At 37.8% G+C, this 20,137-nt stretch carries 18 protein-coding genes; 3 read left to right on the top strand and 15 right to left on the bottom strand.

Going from position 1 to position 20,137, the window contains the following annotated elements; all coding sequences use genetic code 11:
* Positions 1-51: 51 nt before the first annotated feature.
* The 11 genes from RV13_RS11365 to RV13_RS11315 form a co-directional block, all read right to left on the bottom strand.
* The gene (locus tag RV13_RS11365; RefSeq protein ID WP_010744614.1) at positions 52-768 is read right to left on the bottom strand and encodes a pseudouridine synthase; all 717 of its coding nucleotides are present in this window, start codon (positions 766-768) and stop codon (positions 52-54) included.
* Between the two features lie 2 nt (positions 769-770).
* Positions 771-1,349, bottom strand: a complete 579-nt coding sequence (scpB, locus tag RV13_RS11360; protein ID WP_010744613.1) for an SMC-Scp complex subunit ScpB — start codon at positions 1,347-1,349, stop codon at positions 771-773.
* Positions 1,346-2,092 (bottom strand): segregation/condensation protein A, encoded by a 747-nt coding sequence (locus RV13_RS11355; RefSeq protein ID WP_010744612.1) that lies wholly within the window; start codon positions 2,090-2,092, stop codon positions 1,346-1,348. Before RV13_RS11355 ends, scpB begins: the two co-directional genes overlap by 4 nt.
* Before the next feature lies 1 nt (position 2,093).
* The gene (locus RV13_RS11350) at positions 2,094-2,459 is read right to left on the bottom strand and encodes a GNAT family N-acetyltransferase (RefSeq protein WP_010744611.1); all 366 of its coding nucleotides are present in this window, start codon (positions 2,457-2,459) and stop codon (positions 2,094-2,096) included.
* A 14-nt stretch (positions 2,460-2,473) separates the two neighbouring features.
* Positions 2,474-3,364, bottom strand: a complete 891-nt coding sequence (xerD, locus tag RV13_RS11345; RefSeq protein ID WP_010744610.1) for a site-specific tyrosine recombinase XerD — start codon at positions 3,362-3,364, stop codon at positions 2,474-2,476.
* A gap of 112 nt (positions 3,365-3,476) precedes the next feature.
* Entirely contained in the window at positions 3,477-3,932 is a 456-nt protein-coding gene (gene fur, locus RV13_RS11340) for a ferric iron uptake transcriptional regulator (protein ID WP_010744609.1), read from the bottom strand.
* Positions 3,933-4,045: 113 nt separating this feature from the next.
* Positions 4,046-4,900 carry a CvfB family protein gene (locus RV13_RS11335; protein WP_010744608.1) on the bottom strand — a complete coding sequence of 285 codons (855 nt, stop codon included), beginning with the start codon at positions 4,898-4,900 and terminating at the stop codon, positions 4,046-4,048.
* Between the two features lie 81 nt (positions 4,901-4,981).
* Positions 4,982-6,682 (bottom strand): cell division site-positioning protein MapZ family protein, encoded by a 1,701-nt coding sequence (locus RV13_RS11330; protein ID WP_060789299.1) that lies wholly within the window; start codon positions 6,680-6,682, stop codon positions 4,982-4,984.
* Positions 6,683-6,906: 224 nt separating this feature from the next.
* A complete protein-coding gene (gene rpoD, locus RV13_RS11325) occupies positions 6,907-8,016 on the bottom strand; it encodes an RNA polymerase sigma factor RpoD (protein WP_010744606.1) in 1,110 nt (369 codons plus the stop codon).
* Between the two features lie 22 nt (positions 8,017-8,038).
* Complete coding sequence (dnaG, locus tag RV13_RS11320) at positions 8,039-9,859, bottom strand: DNA primase (protein ID WP_035016492.1); 1,821 nt, start codon at positions 9,857-9,859, stop codon at positions 8,039-8,041.
* Between the two features lie 150 nt (positions 9,860-10,009).
* On the bottom strand, positions 10,010-10,645 hold the full coding sequence (locus RV13_RS11315) for a lysozyme family protein (protein WP_010744604.1): 636 nt from the start codon (positions 10,643-10,645) through the stop codon (positions 10,010-10,012).
* A 183-nt stretch (positions 10,646-10,828) separates the two neighbouring features.
* On the opposite strand from RV13_RS11315, the gene RV13_RS11310 reads away from it, so the two are divergent.
* The 3 genes from RV13_RS11310 to RV13_RS11300 all read left to right on the top strand — a co-directional run bounded on the left by RV13_RS11310 (position 10,829) and on the right by RV13_RS11300 (position 15,239).
* The gene (locus RV13_RS11310) at positions 10,829-11,551 is read left to right on the top strand and encodes an alpha/beta fold hydrolase (RefSeq protein ID WP_010744603.1); all 723 of its coding nucleotides are present in this window, start codon (positions 10,829-10,831) and stop codon (positions 11,549-11,551) included.
* Between the two features lie 4 nt (positions 11,552-11,555).
* Positions 11,556-14,135: a bifunctional lysylphosphatidylglycerol flippase/synthetase MprF gene (mprF, locus tag RV13_RS11305; protein WP_010744602.1), complete on the top strand. Its 2,580-nt coding sequence runs from the start codon at positions 11,556-11,558 to the stop codon at positions 14,133-14,135.
* A 357-nt stretch (positions 14,136-14,492) separates the two neighbouring features.
* Positions 14,493-15,239: a hypothetical protein gene (locus tag RV13_RS11300; RefSeq protein ID WP_010744601.1), complete on the top strand. Its 747-nt coding sequence runs from the start codon at positions 14,493-14,495 to the stop codon at positions 15,237-15,239.
* A gap of 42 nt (positions 15,240-15,281) precedes the next feature.
* On the opposite strand, the gene RV13_RS11295 is transcribed toward RV13_RS11300, so the two are convergent.
* The 4 genes from RV13_RS11295 to grpE form a co-directional block, all read right to left on the bottom strand.
* Positions 15,282-16,268: a plasmid pRiA4b ORF-3 family protein gene (locus RV13_RS11295; protein WP_010744600.1), complete on the bottom strand. Its 987-nt coding sequence runs from the start codon at positions 16,266-16,268 to the stop codon at positions 15,282-15,284.
* A gap of 98 nt (positions 16,269-16,366) precedes the next feature.
* Positions 16,367-17,527, bottom strand: coding sequence for a molecular chaperone DnaJ (gene dnaJ / locus RV13_RS11290; protein WP_010744599.1), 1,161 nt, complete (start codon positions 17,525-17,527; stop codon positions 16,367-16,369).
* 149 nt (positions 17,528-17,676) lie between these two features.
* Complete coding sequence (gene dnaK / locus RV13_RS11285) at positions 17,677-19,506, bottom strand: molecular chaperone DnaK (protein ID WP_010744598.1); 1,830 nt, start codon at positions 19,504-19,506, stop codon at positions 17,677-17,679.
* A 50-nt stretch (positions 19,507-19,556) separates the two neighbouring features.
* Positions 19,557-20,114 carry a nucleotide exchange factor GrpE gene (gene grpE / locus RV13_RS11280; RefSeq protein ID WP_010744597.1) on the bottom strand — a complete coding sequence of 186 codons (558 nt, stop codon included), beginning with the start codon at positions 20,112-20,114 and terminating at the stop codon, positions 19,557-19,559.
* Between the last annotated feature and the right edge of the window lie 23 nt (positions 20,115-20,137).

The following is a 20,137-nucleotide window of genomic DNA, read 5'->3' as shown; positions in this document are numbered from 1 at the left end:
GTAAATTCACTATAACAATTTTACTATCAAAAAACAAGTAAATGATTTTGACTATTTCGATTGATTTAATAGTGTGTTGATTTCTTTCGTATTTAAACGTCGATATTCGCCTGGACGTAGTCCCTGCAAAGTTAAGTCCCCATAGCGTTCACGTTTTAATTTTTGAACTGGCAGTCCAACAGCAGCAAGCATATTTTTCACTTGATGATTACGACCTTCATGAATCGTTAATTCAATAATACTTGTCTCCGCTTTTTTATCCGTTGAAAGAATTTCAAATCGAGCTGGTGCTGTCTTCTTACCTTCGATACGAATCCCCTTTGTTAAAGGAAGCAAGTTTCTTTTTTCGGCATATCCTTTCACTTTAGCAACATAAACTTTATCAATTTGATGCTTCGGGTGGGCCAATTTCTGGGAAAAATCACCATCATTAGTTAAAAGTAAAATTCCAGAGGTATCATAATCTAAACGTCCTACAGGATAAATTCTTTCAGGTACAGATGAAAAATAATCTGTCACTACCTTACGATTCTTATCATCTGTGACAGCGGATATCACACCACGTGGCTTGTAAAATAAATAATACACGGGCTCTTCTTGATAAATTGGAACGCCGTCTACTTCAACAATGTCCTTCTTGCCAACTTTTGTTCCTAATTCCTTGATAACCTCGCCATTTACTTTTACTCGGCCATCAGTAATATACGCCTCCGCCTTACGACGCGAGGCAATTCCTGCATGGGCAATAACTTTTTGTAATCTCTCCATTATCATTCATCCTCTTCTTTGAAGCGGTCATAAAACAAATCTAAAGGTTCATTTTCATCCGCTAAATCTTCTTCCATCTTTTGAACATCTGGTAACTCTTCAATATCTTTCAAGCCAAAATAGTCCATGAAATACGCACTGGTCCCATATAGTATTGCCCGACCAGGACCATCAACACGTCCCTTTTCTTCAATTAATTGCCGTGCAACTAGTGTTTGAACTGCTCCGCTTGATTGGACTCCACGTAGTTCATCAATTTCCGATCGTGTTACAGGTTGCTTGTAAGCAATAATCGATAATGTTTCCAAGGCTGCCTGACTTAGCCGATTGGCCATTGGAGAGCGCGCAAATTCTTTTAACAAAGGCGCAAACTCTTTTTTAGTGCTTAAAACAAAATGGTTTCCAACCTCTAAAAGAGTGAGTGCGGAAGTTGTGCTATTCTCATAAGACTCCTTCAGATCGATAATATTCTGATAGATTTCAGGCATTGGGCGTTTCAAAGTGAAAGCCAACTCTTCCAGGCTTATCCCTTCTTCCCCTACTACGAAAAGCATCGCTTCGATTTGACTCAATTGATTCATGCTGCTACTCCTTTAAAGACCAAAATTGGTGCATAAGTTTCTTCTTGAGTTGCTAAGGCTTGGCCCTTTTTCATTAATTCCAATAAGGCCATAAAAGTAGTAATCATCTCATCTTTAGTAAATTGCACAAAAAAAGACTCTAAGGGCAAGCCTTCAGACTCAGATAATTTTGCCAACCTTAGTCCAATTTCATTTACCTTTTGATCAACAGTAAATGTTTCTGTAGACACTGTTGTTTCGATTGGCTGATTTCTCTTCTTACGTTGCAAAACGTCATGCAAAGCTAAAAAGAGGTCAATTGTGTTCAACTGATTCTTTGGTAAAGGCAGAAGTTCCTCTTCGTATTCAGAGAGATCCATTGGTGCCTTCGTATAAAATTGACTTCTTTCTTGTTCCTTTTCAGATAATACAGAAGCAGCATATTTATATTTACGGTATTCTAAAAGTTGTTGAACCAAAGCTTCTCGAGGATCTTCGCCTTCCTCATCATCGTAATCAAACGCCAACTCGGGTTTGGGAAGCAGCATTTGACTTTTAATTGACATCAGTGTTGCTGCCATAACCAAATATTCACCAGCAACCTCTAACTCCAGAGTTTTCATTGCATGAATAAAATTCATGTATTGTTCCGTCACTTCCGCAATTGGAATATCGTATACATCAATTTCTAACTGTTGGATTAAATGTAATAACAAATCTAACGGTCCTTCAAAGACGTCTAATTTTAAACTAATCGTTTCCATATTATCCTCGCTTATGCTCTTGCCACTTTGCTAAAAATTCAGAAGTGGCTGGTGTTCCAATAATTCTTTGATCTGGATACATCGCTTGCAGTTCATCCATCATGAGAATTCCCACTCCCTCACCACGATAAGAAGGATTTAGGCTGATATCATGGAGAACAATTTCTTCATCCTCCAATTGACTTACACCAATTACTCCTTGAACATTGTCAGAATTTTCATCGTAATAACAATAGAGCTGGTAGCGATCGTCACCTTCGTATGTATCGATTTCCTTTAGTAAATGTTGTTGATCTTTTAAACTCTCATGAAAACTTAAAAGTCCCATTGCAATCTTGCGTTGATTTTTTCGGTATTGAGTAAGCATTCTTTCTCCTCCTGTTAAGCACGTGGGAAAAACTCTTTATACACTTCGGTCATTCTCCGTTTAGTGATATGAGTGTAAATTTGTGTTGTAGATATGTCGGCATGTCCTAAAAGTTCCTGAACCGTCCGCAAGTCAGCACCATTTTCAAGTAAATGTGTAGCAAAGCTGTGTCTCAGTGTATGTGGTGTAACATCTTTTGTAATCTCTGCCTTGATGACATATTGCTTTAAATTCTTCCATATTCCTTGACGACTCATTCCATGACCATGGTTATTGACAAACAAGAACATTTCGTTTGGTGTTTTTTTAGTTAATAAGGGTCTAACCTCAGAAAGATACCGTTCTAACCAGTGAATCGCGTAATCACCTAGCGGAACTATTCTCTCTTTATCTCCCTTACCGATGGTCTGAAGTAAGCCCATCTCCAAATGAATATCGCCAAGTCTTAGTCCAATCAGTTCACTAACTCGAAGCCCCGTCGCATACATAACCTCCAAGATAGCACGATCTCGAATCCCTAAATCAGTAGTAGTATCCGGTGCTGCAATTAAACGTTCTACTTCTGTCAGCGAAAGAGTTTGTGGAAGCTTTTGCGCTTTTTTGGGGCTATCAATGTGCTGCATTGGATCATGATCGGTATACCGTTCTTGACGCAGAAATTGATGGAACCGACGCAAACTAGAAATCATTCGCGTTATCGTAGTTGACGCTTTTCCCGCTTCAGTCAAGCTCGTTAAAAAGGCCACAACTGTATATCGATCTACTGCTTGCCAATCTGTCACACCTTGATCATTCAAGAAAGATAAGTATTGGTGTAAGTCTCTTTGATAGCTTATCCGAGTATTGTCTGAAAGACCGCGTTCGATCGACAAATAATGCAAATATTCTGTTATTTGTTCATCCATGTTCTCACCACTTTCGCTTTATCATAACAAAAAGTCCCTTGAAATGATAGCACGTATCTTTGCAAGGGACTATATAAATTAATTATAACTTAATCCATTTTCACTAAAATGTCTATGCGTCCTTCTTTTCCTGACAGCTTTGGCAAATACCATGAAAAGTCAAACGATGATCTTTAACAAGAAAATGGTAACGGGATTCTACTACGCGTTCCACATCTCCCAAAAGATCCTCCTCTATCTCCTCTATATTGCCACATTCAAGGCATAATAGGTGATGATGAAAATGCTCCGCTCCCTCTTTTCGAAGGTCATACCGAGCCAATCCGTCATCAAAACTAATTTTATTAACGATGTGCAGTTCTGTTAAAATTTCCAATGTACGATAAACTGTCGCCAAACCAATTTCTGGACTCTTTTTTTTGACCAAAAAATAAATTTCTTCGGCAGATAAATGATCCTTTTCATTTTCCAATAAAACGAGAACGGTCGCTTCACGCTGAGGTGTTAACTTGAATCCAGAATCATGAAGTTGTTTTTTTGTTTTCTGTAAAGCCAGGATAGCGTTCAAGAGAACCCTCCTCTATCTAATTTATAATTATTATAAACAAGCAGCTATGCTACTACTGTTTTTCTTAGAATTATTATAGTTTATCGCCTTTATTTATGCAAGGACATTCTCAATTAGCTTTTTAAATGAATTTCGCCATCTTTTTGTTCAATCAGTTTTTCCTTTAACAAATGGCCAATCGCACGTTTGAATTGTCCCTTACTTATGCCAAAAGCTTCTTTGATTTCTTCTGGAGCAGATTTGTCCCAAAAAGGTAATTTATGATCCGAGTTTCTTTGCAACATCGTTAAAATCATTGCGGCATCATCATTGATCATTTCATAGCTACGAGGCTTTAAAGACATATTTAAGACACCATCTGGTCTCACACCGATAACCCGTGCCTCCACTACCTCACCTAAACGTGGTTCTTGATACCGCTCAGATGGATGAACAAAACCAATATAGAAATCCTCAGTAATAAGATAAGAACCAGCTACCTTTAATCGATAAACCGTTCCTTTTTTATTTTCGTTTTGCATCTCAGCATTCCCAGAACGACTTAAAGAGTGAAAAATAGTTTCGTCAGCTAATACGCCCCACATCCGATTTTTTTCGTCAACCCGTAAGCTAATCATCAAGCGATCACCTTTTTTCGGCCACAATTCTTTCATACTTGGCATTTCATCTAGAGAAACTACCATATCTTTATCTGCTAAGCCAATATTTACAAATACACCTAAATCACGACGGACGTCTGTTACCTCACCAAAAGCGTAATGGCCAATTCTAACCTGTGGAATCTGAGTTGTGAAAATGGCTTCTTTACTCTGGTTTATATAACCGAATCCTTCAATTGTTTCGCCGATTTCATGGGTGCCTTCCTCCTTTAAAAGCTGGAAAGTTACACCATTTTTTTGTACCAGATATTTTTTCTCATTCTCATCAATGATTAATCCGGTAAAAACTTGTCCTAATAGTTCGTTCATATTTATTACTCCTCGCAAAAAATGTCTTATATCATTATTAAAGCTGGGAAGACAGTGTCTCCCCAGCCTCTAAATCTTCATCTAATTTGGCCCGTCACCTTTAAACCATCCTGTTTTGCAATTAATTGTCACTAAGTACATGGGCAAGTCAGAGCTGGTATATCCTTGTGTTAACGATGCTCGATTTGAAGTGGCATATAAGTTGTAATACCCTTCGCCGTTTTCAATTTTTACTGGTTCTAAACTATACCCGCCTTCTACGATGTAACCGCGAGAGATACAGGTTTGAATGACTTTTTCTTTGACACCCGGAGCCCACGCATAAGCATCACTGCTGGTATCTCCTGCTTGACTACTATCCGTTAAAATCGTCTTCTGTGCTTCTTGTGCTGCTCTTTCTTGTTCCTCTTTTTCTCGAGCAGCTTTTTCTGCTGCCGCTTTTTCTTCAGCGGCTTTTTTCTCTTTTTCTTTCAACGCTTGATCCACTTTAGTTAGTTCATCTTTTTGTGTTTGAACTAATTCTTGATTTGCCACCGCTTTGATAGCATTATTTGCTGCATTGTATTGATCACGATTTACAGTTTCAATCACATTGCCGTCTTTTAGTAATCCATCCGTCGCTTTTTTCGCACTTTCAATTTTCGTGTACTGATCTTTGGCTTTATTTATAGCTTGATTCATTAATTCATCAAACTCTTTATCACCTGTGCTGATAGATAAATCAACTGGTTCAGCCGTTTTTAATAAAGGATTGTCTACAATTTTATCTCCGTTAATCGCAGCACTTGTAAACAATTGATTGACTGATTGTTCAGCTTTTTGCTTTGCCACAAGCTGATCATACACTTTTTTGGTTTCATCATATCGTTTGTTTTCTTTATAGCGAGATAACTCTTCATCAATTTTACTAGTATTGAGAGCTACTTTGTCGTTCGCAAGAAAAACTTGCTTGTCATCTGTATAATAACTTGATATGCTCTCGCCAATTGAATCCAAAGCTTCATTTTCTTTTTTCACAGTCGCAATACGCTGAGCTTCAACTTCTTTTTCATGGTAGTAATAGTAACCGCCACCAATGCCTAAAACTGCTATCGCAGCTAAAGTAATGTAAAGACTTTTACGGTTCTTTTTAGGGGGTTCACTAACAGACGAAACATTATCTGGCGGAATAATTCCTTCATTATTAGAATCATTCTCTTGAGTTATATCTGATACTTCATAGCCATCGTTCGAGTTGATCGAATCCTCTGAAATGGCATCCTCACTAACCGGCAACGTCTCAGTTTCTTCAGATTCGTCATTCACTTCAGAAGATTCATCCGCTGAATCTTGAATGACAGGTTCATCAGCATTTTTTGATATATCAACCTCTTCACTCTCGTTATCAGGTATTGAATCGTTTTCTGTTTTTGTGTTTGTCTCCACATCATCAGATTCCGTCTCATTTACCTTCTCAGTATTTTCAGTCTCAGTGTCTTCTATTTTGTCTTGGTCATCCTTATGTTCACGAATATATTGTGCCAAAATCGGATTCATCTCAGGAATTTCTTCAGAGTTATTTTTTGAATTTTCTTCTTTCATTTTATCCTCGTTATCCTTAAACATTTTTTGCACAGATTCAATCGGCATATCAGCAAGTTCTGACCATTCTATCGTATCATTTTTGTCATTATTACTGTCTTTAATTTCTTCTTGATCGTTTAACTGTAATGAAAAGCCACACTTCGGACAAGTCGTGCATCCTTCGACTGGTTCAAAACCACAGTTAGGGCATTTTTGCAATGAAATCGGCTCCTTTTTTCAATCATATGCTTTAATCTATCATATGTTTAGGGATGTTCCAAGCAATTTTCGAGTGAATTAATCAAAAATAATAAATTTCAACGCTCGTTTGGATCGCCTATCTTTATTAACATCCGATTTCTTGATAACTTGGATTTCGTGCAACTACCATGGTATTGCAAATAAAATACTCCTCAAGTAATACTTGAGGAGTGCGTCTGAAATTATTCTAAAAAGTCTTTCAATTGTTTAGAGCGTGAAGGATGACGTAATTTACGTAAAGCCTTCGCCTCGATTTGACGAATTCGTTCACGAGTTACACCAAAAACACGGCCGACCTCTTCCAAAGTCCGGGTTCTTCCATCATCTAAACCAAAACGTAAGCGCAGAACATTCTCTTCACGATCAGTCAACGTATCTAGTACATCTTCCAATTGTTCTTTCAACATTTCTGATGCAGCATGTTCAGCAGGACTCGTCGCTTCTTGATCCTCAATGAAATCACCTAAATGCGAATCGTCCTCTTCACCAATTGGCGTTTCCAAAGAAACGGGCTCTTGAGCAATCTTCAAAATCTCACGAACTTTTTCTGTCGGCAAGTCCATTTCAGCACCAATTTCCTCTGGTGTTGGTTCGCGTCCTAAATCTTGTAGTAATTGACGTTGTACGCGAATCAATTTATTAATAGTCTCGACCATATGAACTGGAATTCGAATCGTCCTTGCTTGGTCAGCGATGGCGCGAGTGATTGCTTGACGGATCCACCATGTTGCATAGGTTGAAAACTTGAATCCTTTACGATAATCAAATTTTTCAACAGCTTTCATCAAACCCATGTTTCCTTCTTGAATCAAATCCAAGAATTGCATGCCGCGTCCAACATAACGCTTTGCGATACTTACAACTAGACGCAAGTTTGCTTCAGCTAAACGTTGTTTAGCTTCTTGATCACCTTGTTCAATAAGCAAAGCGAGTTCCACTTCTTCTTCAGCAGTTAGTAATGAAACTCGTCCGATTTCTTTTAAATACATACGAACTGGGTCATTGATCTTAACGCCAGTTGGGGCCGATAAATCTTCTTTTTGTGCGGCTTTCGCAGTTTCTTCATTTTGTTTCAAACTAGCTTTAGAAGGTTCACCATTTTCATCGACGACACTGACACCCGCATCCTCGACTTTTTGGATCAACTCATCCATTGCATCTGCGCCTAATTCATAAGGAGTCGCCAAACGATTGGTAAGCTCATCATAAACAACCTGTCCCATTGGTTTCTTTTCCTTGATGAAGGCCGCTACAGCTTTTTCATACTCTTTTTTGTTTTTTACATCTGCCATAAAATAAATGCCCCTTTCACTTCTAGGCTTGTTTCAAGCGTTTCGTCAATTCAATAATCTGAACGGTCAATTCCAATTCCCGCTGCTGGTTTCCGTTTTTTCTGGCTTCGAGCTGCTCTTTTTGTCGTTGTTTTATTTCTTCAGCAATGCCAGACTTAGAGATAACCTGCATCAAATCATAGATTTCTCGTTCATTACTATCTTCTGACATGGATATCATAGAGATGTCGATGGCTAACTGCTTCATCTCATTCTCCTTTAAATAGTTCAGGAAGTCCGCTAAAACAAAATTTCCATGAACCATCATATAACTATCTAAGTAAAGAAGCAATTCTTGATACTGATCATGAATGAATTGAAAATCTGTTTGAACCAATTGCTCTCGGATCGAACGCTCATTCATACTACGATATAGTAGCATTCGTTCCGCTTTTTCCTCTTTAGTTAGTACTTTTTTAATTGGTTGGATAGGTACTTGTGAAAATGTCGATTGTTGTTGACGTCTTTCTGTTCGTTGTGTTTGACGAACCATCTGCAACTGCTGTTTCAAACTTTCCCTTGTTAAATGAAACTCATTTGCTAATTGGCCTAAGTACAAGTCCTGCTCAACTGGCGATTGTACTTTTGCCAAATCTTGCATTACGACCTCTATATAGCCTAGACGGTCTGCTTCGTTCTCCAGATTCAATCCTTTTTTACGATACTGCATTTTGAATGCAAAAGGTGTTTGACGACCGTGCTGCAATAAATTCTGCAATTCAGTTACACCGTATTTTCGCAAATATTCGTCAGGATCAAGTTTTTCAGGAACCGTAACAGTGACCAGGTTTAGTCGACTGTGTGCATCTAAAATAGTCAGTGCACGATCAGTAGCAGCTTGTCCAGGATCATCACCGTCATAAGCAATTACGACTTGACCGGTAATCCGTTCAATCGCTGCTATTTGCTGCTCTGTCAAACTAGTTCCCATCGAAGCTAAGCCAATCTTAATATCTGCCTGCCATGCAGCCAATACATCCATAAAGCCTTCAAACAAAATTGCTTCGCCTTGTTTCCGTATTTCATTCCGTGCTTTGTCAAAATTGAAAAGAACCTGTCGCTTGTTGAATAACTCAGTCTCAGGCGAATTCAAATATTTTGGTTGATCATCGCCAGGAAAATCTTCTGTTTTTAGTAAACGACCCGAAAACCCAATTGGCTTTCCACGAAAATCATTCAAGGGAAACATGACTCGATGGTAAAATCGATCACTAAAGCTGCCATCTTCACGTCGAATAAATAACCCGCTACGTTCCATTAAATCAGCAGTCACTTTATCTTGCTTAGCTACCTGAACTAAAAATTCTCTCTGATTAGGAGCAAAACCAATTTTAAATTCATTGATCAATTCATCGCTTAATCCACGTTCGTGAAGATACTCTAATGCCGTTTCTCCAACTTTTGTGTTCACTAAGAGATGATGATACAAATCACGCGTCCGCTCATGCAAAGCGATTAATTGCTGCTGTCCCGTTGAAGTTTGACTGATAGGCTCACTGGAGATTTCGATAGCTAAAGGAATTTGCTCTATATCAGCAACCTTTTTTACCGCTTCTGGAAAACTAATCCCCTCTAGCTCTTGTAAAAATGTATAGACATTGCCTCCCTTTCCACAACCAAAACAATGAAAAATCTGCTTGTCTTCTGCAACTGAAAACGATGGGGTCTTCTCTTCGTGAAATGGACACAATCCTAAATAATTTTTACCAGATTTTTTCAACTGGACATATTGTCCGATAACTTCAACAATATTTGTTTTTTCACGAACCTCATCAATAACTTGTTGGGGAATTCTCTGCACCAAAACTCTCACCCCAATTCCCAAAAAAATATGATAACAGCCGTAAAAAATCGCCCCAATTCATCTTCCGATCAGCGCGATTTTTTTTGACAAACTTATACGTCTACCATTTTAGCATATTTCTTTATTATTACAAGCTTTCTGCTCATTATTTTAACCATTTTGAAACCTTTGAAATAATGTAATGAACCGCTTGTTCATTTGGACAATTTCAGCATAAAACATATTGCCGCCATTTTGGTATAAATAACCACCGTTGTATAAAACTGACTGCATCTGCATATAACGATAAGTATGTTGCTGATCATTTCCATAGCCTGGTGACAAAATATCGCGGGAGTATTCTTCTGCTAACTCTACACTATTTTTTCCTCCATGATCTTGCACGTATTGAATATACTTTGTGCCAAAGTTATATGCTTGAATAGCAGTTTCAAGATCACAACCAGCTGCTTTAGTCTGTTTATAGCTCTCGGCAAAATGCTTAACACCACTCTCAATACTTTCTTGTTGACTGATAATCTTACCGCGGCTGCCATAAGCACTCTCAGAGCTTTGCATTAAGTCCGTACCTTTTCCTTTTGACTCCGTATACATAATAGCTAAAATAACATCGGTATATTCCCCGACACCTTCCTGATCAGCCAACGTCTGTACCTGGTTTCGATAACTATTCACTGTTTTAGTATTCTTATATGTACGAACTGCAAAAATCCCGCCTATTATAACCGTTAGCAAGATTGCAAGCGTAATAATTATTTTTAAAAATTTTCCAATTATTTTCAACATAAAATCTGCCCAACTATCTTCTTTTTTCTTTATCCATACTACAAGAATTTACTTAACTTTTAAAAGCATAATTTCACAGCTTTATATTTAATTAATCATTCTAAAGATTTCGTTTGGTCTTACAATTAAATTAATGTGCAAGAGTCGAAAAAATCGGTATACTTAATCTTGGTAGGTGATGTTGTGAAAAATGAAAAAAAAATCGCTCAAATGAGTGATGGAACAGAAATTTATTATGAAAAATATGGGCAAGGCCCAGCACTGTTTTTGCTGCATGGTAATGGTGGAAGCGGTAGATACTTTTCGAAACAGTTAAATAGTTTCAGCAAACATTTTAATGTGTATGTCGTTGACAGCCGCGGACATGGACGTTCGACCAACACACAGAAAGAAACAAGCTTTCAATTGATGGCAGAAGATTTAGCTACTATCATGAAGCAAGAAAATATTGAACACGCAGATTTATTAGGGTTTAGTGATGGCGCTAATTTAGCTATGGTTTTTGCACGGCTTTATCCTAATAAGGTTAATCATTTGGTTTTAAATGCAGGCAATACTACTCCGAATGGCGTTCGGATGATCCCTCATCTTCTTAGCTATGTGCAGTATGCTATTGTTTGGGTTGGCGCATTTGTTGATACTGGGATGCGGAATTTCCTTCCAATATTGCGGTTGCTTTTTCGTGATATTGGATTGTCAACGGAAGATTTAAACCAGATCGTAGCTCCAACGTTAGTAATAGTTGGAAAGCATGACTCCATTAAGACACAGCACTCAATGTATCTTGCTCGTTCAATCCCTAATGCAAATTTCGCCATCGTCTCAGGACAAGGTCATATGTTTGCCCGCAGAAATCCAAAACGCTTCAACCAAGAAGTCTTACAATTTTTAATTGAAAAGGAGTAATTTGGTGAAAACTTTAGCAGAATGGTTCAAAGCACATTTAAGCAAGCTAAAATTAATTTTTTTAATTTCAGTCATTATTATTGTCATATTCGAATTATCAAACATCGTGAAGAACATTTCTTTTTCTCGACTATCGACTATCTTTAGCACAATCAGTCCTTGGAATATCCTATTCATGGCACTGATTGGTTTAGTTTCAGTCATTCCGATGATCGGCTATGATTTTACCTTGAATAATATTTTAGGACAAAAACCAAAAAAACTTTATGTTTTTGAAACAAGTTGGTTGGTGAATACCTTAAACAATATTGCAGGTTTTGGTGGTTTTGTTAGCGCTGGCTTGCGATCTGAATTTTATGGCAAAAAAACTTCAGGAAAAAAAGTAGTACAGGCTCTGTCCAAAATTTTAGTTTTTACTATGTCTGGATTGTCTATCTATGCCTTGCTCTCTTTTTTCCTTGTTATGTTTGATGATCACAATCAATATTTGCGTCAATATTGGATTTGGTTGATCGGGGGCGGATTATATTTCCCAATTGTCTTCTGTCTTAGTATTTTTGGTAAAGGAGAATATTTAGGGGATCTGAAGAACTCCCATCGTTTAGAATTGATCGGGACATCCTTTTTAGAATGGACTGGTGTCCTCGTCAGTTTTATTTCTACAGGTCTCTTAATGGGCATAGAAGTTAGTATTCGTGATGTTGTCCCTTTGTTTATTGCTGCTACAGTAATTGGAATTGTCTCTATGATCCCTGGAGAACTCGGCAGCTTTGATTTAATGATGATCATCGGCCTTTCTGCTCTAGGCACTCCAAGAGAAACTGTCTTTGCTTGGCTTTTATTATTTCGGTTATTCTACTACTTAGTACCTTTTGCGATTGGGTTAATATTATTTTTCAAAAACTTAGGCACAACAATCAATACGCGATACAAAGGCATTCCTGTTAGTTTACTAAAAGAATTGGCACATAAACTGGAAGGTTTTCTTCTTTATTTCACAGGAATTATGTTAGTTCTATCGGCTACGATTCCCGAAGCATTCATTCGATTGCCTTTTCTGCAACGATTAAATCCGATCCACTCTCGGGTAATCGTCGTTTTCCCAGCAATTTTATTGGGCTTTTTATTAATTGTTTTAGGTAGAGGAATTTCAGCACGAGTTAAGCGTGCGTATATTCCTACGATTATAATTGTTACGTTAACCTTTCTTTACTCGTTATTAGCTGGATTTCGTATTTCAACTGGTATTTTTCTCGCCTTGCTTTTGTTATTTGTTATTTTCTCTAAGAATGAGCTATTTAGAGAACAACTGGTTTATTCTGCCGAATGGATAACGATTGATGGCATCATCATGGGCGGGTTAACGATTTTATACATCATTATCGGTGTTTACAACAGCCCTAAAATCCATCATCGTCATCGGTTGCCGGAATTCTTCCTATTTCCTAGTGAACGAATATGGGGTGTAGGCTTTGTTGCAATTTTAATTGTCGCCTTCATTATTTTGTTACTGATTCGTTTTTTAAAAAACAAACGAAGACAAATTGGCGAACCATTAGATGAACAACGGGTCCAACATATTTTGGAAACCTACGGTGGAAATCCAGATAGTCAACTCGTTTTTCTTAAAGATAAAAAAGTGTTTTATTACAATAATGGCGAGGAAGATACTGTTTTCTTCCAGCTATCAACTTTTAACAACAAAATCTTAATAATGGGAGATCCCTCTGGAAAAACAAGCGATTTCGAAGCTGCTACTGAAGCTCTGATCAATGAAGTAGATCGTTATAACTACTTGCCGGTTTTTTATGAAAATAGCGAAGAGATGGTTATGATCCTTCATGAGTTTGGCTATGATTTTATCAAATTCGGCGAGCGAGCACATGTTTATTTACCAGACTTTACTTTAAGTGGAAAGAAAATGAAGGGACAGCGCTCAAGTTTCAACAAAGTTATTAAAGAAGGCTATCAATTCGATGTGATCCATCCTCCTTTCACAAATGAAATAATCAAACAGTTACGATCCGTCTCAGATGAATGGTTAAATGGACGAAAGGAAAAGGGCTTTTCTCTCGGATTCTTTTCAGAAGATTACTTACAACGTGCGCCAATCGCAGTAATTAAAAACACTGAGCAAGAAATTGTCGCTTTCGCGAACTTTATGCCGACTTATACCAAGAATATCGGAACCATTGATTTGATGCGTCACAGCCCTGAAAAAGCTCCCGGAGGAACCATGGATTTTCTTTTCATCAATTTATTTCAATATATGCGTGATGAAATGGGGATCGAATATTTCGACCTGGGAATGGCGCCTTTGGCCAATGTGGGAACCTCAAGAAAAAGTTTTACTCAAGAGCGAATCGCTTACTTAGTTTACAATTTTGGTTCTCGTTTTTATTCTTTTGGCGGCTTAAAGGAATATAAAGATAAGTATGCGAATAAATGGTTGCCAGAATATGTCTTATATTCGCGAGATAGTTGGATTGGATACGTGATGATAGCGTTACTTATTACTGATAACGCACCTGTTCAGGAAGAAAAAAAATATCGCGGTTTGCGCCGTTTTATTCTCAGAGATTAGCAACTTCGTAAATGAAGTTGCTTTTTTGTCTTGACAAGCCCGAACAATCTGTCTAGAATAAGTCACAACATAAATTAAATCAGTTTGGGGCGTTTATTATGACTCAATTACTTTCTGCACAACTGAATAATTTTTACTTTAGCTATTTTAGATAAGTTTGTATTCATTTTTCATGGATACAGACGTCCTTGTTTGTATCTATGATGGCTAATGCTTTTAACGCTGACTTATTGCCGCATAGATGAAAATCTATTGTGGCTTTTTATTTTTTTCAAGAAGCTCATTGTAGATTTTCAAATCTATAATGAGCTTTTCTTTTTGCATTGCTCGTCAAAAACCAATATTGGAGGAATTATTATGAACAATGGATCAAAAATTATGATGAAACCAGACGCTATTCAATCAATCGGTAGTTACACTGCTTCTTTATGGACAAATAAAAAAATTGTACTCCTATGCGACCAGAAAGCATTCGATACTTATGGCTCAGAAATTCTCCAATACTTAACCATTTTTGGTTTTGACGTTCATTCATGTATTTTAAACGAAGTGATTTATACCTCCGATACTGCAAATCTAGTTTATGACTTTCTGACAGAGCAAAACATGACTGAAGCAGATGGAATAATCGGATTAGGTGACGAAGCACTTTGTCAGCTTAGTGGATACGTAGCTTCAACTTATAGCGGCGGACTATCCATCATTCAAATTCCAACAACTTTGATTGGACAGATTCTTATTTCCAATCAAAGGCAGGCATTTTTGCCGAATCTTAAAGCCAAATATTTACAAACGGCGCCCACCAATCCAGATGGTATCGTGATTCATACTGATTTGGGAAATATTGTAGCAAAAGATGAATTAAAGATTGCTCAGAATTTGCTACTACAGTTAGGCGTACCTCAGGATCACGCTTGTCGTCATGAGCTAAGAAAGAAAGCACAGATAATAGACTACCGACTAGATTATAAACAGTTGCTTGTTGAATTACCTATTCCCCTTTCAAATAGTAAACAACTGAGGTTTATTTTGAATAAAAAAAATATTTTTTCTCAATCAACCTCAAATTTGGATATTGAAAACAAAAAAAGAAAAAGAGTCTAGATGGATATATCTAGACTCCTGGAAATAGGACAATCAAAAAAATTATTCTTTCTTCAGTTGTTTATTTATTCTTGTTATATCATAGGGTTTCCATAGGTCTTCACCACGAGAATCTTCAAGTGGCGTTTCCCCTCTTGCTTTCAAACAGACTGCATGATTAAACTGCGGCGAAGATTGATCAATCTCTTTCTCTACCACAATTTGATGGGCCCAATCACAGCCGAAGTCATAGATATATTCAAGCTTGACACCTTCATGAAAATCCATATCGATCGTACGTTTTGCTTCATCAAACTGTATCATCTCTAGTTCATTGGGGCCAACCATTATCGTTCGATCAACAAAAAAGCTGTGGAGATGACTGTCTTCCCAGCCAAAAGCAACTTGTAAAATCCGATGCAATTGTTGATAAGATAGTTTTGCAGGAATCTGAAGTCTTCGCCAAATCGGCGGTTTGAATCCCTTTAAATCTACACGAATCACGTAGTTTAATGTTTGCTTTTCGGCAGTTTTATTTTGAGCTGGAAATTTTAAAATATTATCTGGCTTATGTTTCTTTACTGGTTCTTTGAGGTCATAATGCTCAACATTGTAGGGATCTTCTACTTCAAAATTCCCCTCACGCCACTCGTCCATAATTGCCAATTTAGTTTTTGACCAATAATTCGGATTGCTCATACGGGTCAAAAAAGCCGTTTTGTTAAGATAAAGAAAATACTGCATATCTTTGCATTCTTCTTCGGTAATAATTTTTTCATGAAATAAGGCACTGTAAAGATCAAGTAAGATTTGATAAGCATAAAAGCTTTCGTCGATAAATAGCGGCATATGTTTAGGCATGTGGTGAATTAATGCATCTTTGACGATTTCCTCATCCAGCAGTTTATCACTAAGCTTTCCCTTATCAACAAAGCTCAAAAAAAATTCTATCGTGCGAACAAGTCCATCCGGTTCAGCAAGTCCTCCAGCAATAAAATAATGCATCATGTCTCTCGTCATTCGGTCAAATAACTTGTCCAGCTTGTCCATACAAACCTCCTTCAACACTTATTCTCTTATTAATAATAGTAAAAGAAAAAAGAGGTTCAATCAATAGCGAATTGATTGAACCTCTAAGTTTATTCAGTTTATTTCTTTCCACCAAAGGCATCTTTCACCTTACCAAAGAAACCCTCTTCTTTTTGTTCGCTAACTGTTTGACCGCCAGCTTCTGCAAACGCTCGTAAGGCCTCTCGCTGTTTATCGTTCAAATTCTTAGGAGTAATGATTTTAACCGTTACTTGTTGGTCACCATTCGTGTTCCCTCGAAGTCTTGGTGCTCCTTTTCCACGAAGTCTAAACTTAGCACCTGTTTGTGTTCCAGCAGGGACTTTTAGTTTCACGTCACCGTGAACTGTTGGTACATTAATTTCATCACCTAAAGCCGCCTGTACAAAACTCAAAGGCAACGTATAATAAATTTCAGCACCATCACGATCAAAGATGTCACTTTGTTTTACTTTAAAGACTACATAGAGGTCTCCATAAGGCCCTCCATTAATCCCAGCTTCGCCTTGATCCGCTAAACGCATTTGTTGTCCATCTTCCACACCAGCTGGAACTTTTACCTTAACAGTATGCGGACGTTTTTCATGTCCAGATCCATGACAAGTTGGACAAGGGTCTTTAATTTCTTTCCCTGTTCCATGACAAACATCACAGGTTTGTCGGCTCATTACACGACCTAGAGGTGTTTGATGTTCTACATTAATTGAACCCGAACCATGACACTTATGACACACTTCTGGTTGGGTTCCAGGTTTTGCACCATTTCCGTGACAAGTATGACATGTCTCTTCACGATTGTATTTGATATCTTTTTCTACACCAAAAATCGCTTCTTCAAATTCCAAATTAATTGAGTATTGAAGGTCAGCACCTTGTCTCGGCGCTTTAGGATCGGCTTGACGAGAACCGCCTCCACCGAAGAACGATTCAAAAATATCTTCAAATCCAAATCCACCTGCTCCGCCAAAACCACCAGCGCCACCGAATCCACCTGCTCCGCCAGCTCCAAAGTTTGGATCTGTTCCAGCATGTCCATATTGATCGTAAGCAGCACGCTTCTGCGGGTCGCTCAGAATCTCATAAGCTTCTGAAATTTCTTTAAACTTTTCTTCAGCATCGGCCTCTTTGTTAATATCCGGATGGTATTGTTTGGAAAGCTTGCGGTATGCCTTTTTGATTTCATCATCCGAAGCCCCTTTTTGTACCCCAAGGACTTCGTAATAATCCCGTTTTGTAGCCATTGGCTTCCCTCCATAATTTCATAGAATCGTTAGTATTGTATCACACTCAAATTCGATACGATACTTTTCTTAGATTTTTTCTAAAGGAATGGCTAATCTTGAAAGAAAAAAGACCAAAGCGATGACTTTGGCCTTTATCAACGAATCAATTATTTGTCGTCATCGTTAACTTCTTCAAAATCAGCATCCACGACATCATCCGCGCCGCCTTGAGCTGCGTTTGGATCAGCCTCAGCTTGTTGTTGTGCTGCTTGTTCATAAAGTTTAACTGTTAAGTTTTGTACGATTTCGTTCAATGCGTCACGTTTTTCCTTCATTTGTTCGATATCGTTTGCTTCAACTGCCGCTTTTAATTCGTCACGAGCATCTTCCGCTTTCTTAACTTCGTCAGCATCCACTTTGCCTTCTAATTCTTTCAATGTTTTATCAACAGAGAATAGCAAAGCATCTACATCATTACGTAAATCTACTTCTTCTTTACGAGCTTTATCTGCATCAGCATTTGCTTCAGCATCTTTCACCATACGTTCGATTTCATCATCTGATAAACCTGATGAAGATTTAATTGTGATTTTTTGTTCCTTTTGTGTTCCCAAGTCTTTCGCAGAAACATTTACAATCCCGTTTTTATCAATATCGAAGGATACTTCGATTTGAGGAATTCCACGTGGTGCCGCAGGAATATCAGTCAATTGGAAACGACCTAATGTTTTATTGTCTGCTGCCATTGGACGTTCACCTTGTAAAACATGAATGTCTACGGCTGGTTGATTGTCAGCGGCCGTTGAGAATACTTGTGATTTGCTTGTTGGGATTGTTGTGTTACGATCAATTAGTTTCGTGAACACACCACCCATAGTTTCAATACCTAATGATAATGGTGTTACATCTAGCAATACTACGTCTTTGACATCACCAGTGATAACCCCACCTTGAATGGCTGCACCCATAGCTACAACTTCATCTGGGTTAACTGATTTGTTTGGTTCTTTTCCAGTTTCTTTACGTACCGCTTCAACAACAGCTGGAATACGAGTAGAACCACCAACTAGAATAACTTCGTCAATATCAGATTGACTTAATCCAGCATCTTTCAAAGCTTGACGAACAGGGGCTTTTGTACGTTCTACTAAATCAGCCGTGATTTCGTCAAATTTTGCACGTGAAAGAGTTGTTTCTAAATGCAATGGACCAGCATCTCCAGCAGTGATAAATGGTAAGCTAATTTGAGTTGAGCTAACGCCAGACAAATCTTTTTTAGCTTTTTCAGCAGCATCTTTCAAACGTTGCATTGCCATTTTGTCTTTAGATAAATCAATACCGTTTGCTTGTTTGAAATCAGCAACTAAATAATCAATGATCTTGTTATCAAAGTCATCCCCACCTAGACTGTTATCACCAGCAGTTGACAATACATCAAAGACGCCATCGCCTAATTCTAGGATAGATACGTCGAAAGTACCACCACCAAGGTCAAATACTAGGATTTTTTCGTCTTTATCTGTTTTATCTAACCCATATGCTAAAGCTGCTGCAGTTGGTTCGTTGACGATACGTTCAACTTCTAATCCAGCAATTTTACCAGCATCTTTTGTTGCTTGACGTTGTGAATCATTGAAATAAGCTGGAACAGTGATAACTGCTTTTTCAACTTTTTCACCTAAATAGTCTTCAGCAAAACCTTTAATGTATTGTAGAACCATTGCAGAGATTTCTTGTGGTGTATAAGATTTTCCGTCTGCTTCTACTTTATAGCCAGCTTCACCCATATGACGTTTAATTGAAGAAATCGTGTTTGGGTTTGTTACTGCTTGACGTTTCGCTACTTCACCAACTTGAATTTCACCATTTTTAAATGAAACGACTGAAGGTGTTGTACGATTTCCCTCAGGATTAGTGATGATTTTAGCTTCTCCGCCTTCTAAAACAGCAACTGCTGAATTTGTAGTACCTAAGTCAATACCAATAATTTTACTCATAATTGAAAATCTCCTTTTCTATTATATGTTTAATTTAGTAGTCTCTATATTTATTGTGCTACAATCACCATTGCTGGACGCAACACGCGATCATGTAGCTGATACCCTTTTTGCAAAACATTAACAACCGTATCAGGTTCAACATCACCCTCCGCAGGAACAGTTTGGACTGCCTGATGCAGATTAGGGTCAAAAGTTTCACCTTCAGCTTTAATTTCTGTAATGCCTTCTTCTTTTAAAGCAACTGTTAAACTTTCAAGAACCATTTCAACACCTTTTTTTAAGCTGGCTCCTTGATCATCCGTAACTTCAGTTGCTAGGGCTCTCTCTAAATTATCGATCGCAGGTAATAATTTTTTCCCGAGATCTTGTGAACGATATCGAACTAATTGTTCACGTTCGTTTTTGTTGCGGTTAGACATATTCGCAATTTCAGCACGAGCTCTTAGGAATTTGTCTTCCATTTCGTTAAACTTGCTTGTTAGTTCCTCAACTTCAGAAACTTCAGGAATATCTATCTCTTCCGCTTCTTTTTCGTTCGAATCATTTTCAGTTGTTTCAACTTCATCTAATTCTTCTTCAACTTCTTGTTTCTTTTCTTCTGCCACTACGCCTACTCCCTTTCTTTTTA

It is taken from the genome of Enterococcus raffinosus, from assembly GCF_001886185.1.
GTDB lineage: Bacteria > Bacillota > Bacilli > Lactobacillales > Enterococcaceae > Enterococcus_A > Enterococcus_A raffinosus.
Note: the sequence above shows the minus strand (reverse complement) of the source record. Positions and strands in the feature narration are given on the sequence as shown.

What these genes read in the sequence shown, in the direction of transcription:
- RV13_RS11365 (WP_010744614.1), bottom strand. Translation starts at nt 768, where the DNA reads ATGGAGAGATTACAAAAAGTTATTGCCCATGCAGGAATTGCCTCGCGT.
- scpB (WP_010744613.1), bottom strand. Translation starts at nt 1,349, where the DNA reads ATGAATCAATTGAGTCAAATCGAAGCGATGCTTTTCGTAGTAGGGGAA.
- RV13_RS11355 (WP_010744612.1), bottom strand. Translation starts at nt 2,092, where the DNA reads ATGGAAACGATTAGTTTAAAATTAGACGTCTTTGAAGGACCGTTAGAT.
- RV13_RS11350 (WP_010744611.1), bottom strand. Translation starts at nt 2,459, where the DNA reads ATGCTTACTCAATACCGAAAAAATCAACGCAAGATTGCAATGGGACTT.
- xerD (WP_010744610.1), bottom strand. Translation starts at nt 3,364, where the DNA reads ATGGATGAACAAATAACAGAATATTTGCATTATTTGTCGATCGAACGC.
- RV13_RS11335 (WP_010744608.1), bottom strand. Translation starts at nt 4,900, where the DNA reads ATGAACGAACTATTAGGACAAGTTTTTACCGGATTAATCATTGATGAG.
- rpoD (WP_010744606.1), bottom strand. Translation starts at nt 8,016, where the DNA reads ATGGCAGATGTAAAAAACAAAAAAGAGTATGAAAAAGCTGTAGCGGCC.
- RV13_RS11315 (WP_010744604.1), bottom strand. Translation starts at nt 10,645, where the DNA reads ATGTTGAAAATAATTGGAAAATTTTTAAAAATAATTATTACGCTTGCA.
- RV13_RS11300 (WP_010744601.1), top strand. Translation starts at nt 14,493, where the DNA reads ATGAACAATGGATCAAAAATTATGATGAAACCAGACGCTATTCAATCA.
- RV13_RS11295 (WP_010744600.1), bottom strand. Translation starts at nt 16,268, where the DNA reads ATGGACAAGCTGGACAAGTTATTTGACCGAATGACGAGAGACATGATG.
- dnaJ (WP_010744599.1), bottom strand. Translation starts at nt 17,527, where the DNA reads ATGGCTACAAAACGGGATTATTACGAAGTCCTTGGGGTACAAAAAGGG.
- dnaK (WP_010744598.1), bottom strand. Translation starts at nt 19,506, where the DNA reads ATGAGTAAAATTATTGGTATTGACTTAGGTACTACAAATTCAGCAGTT.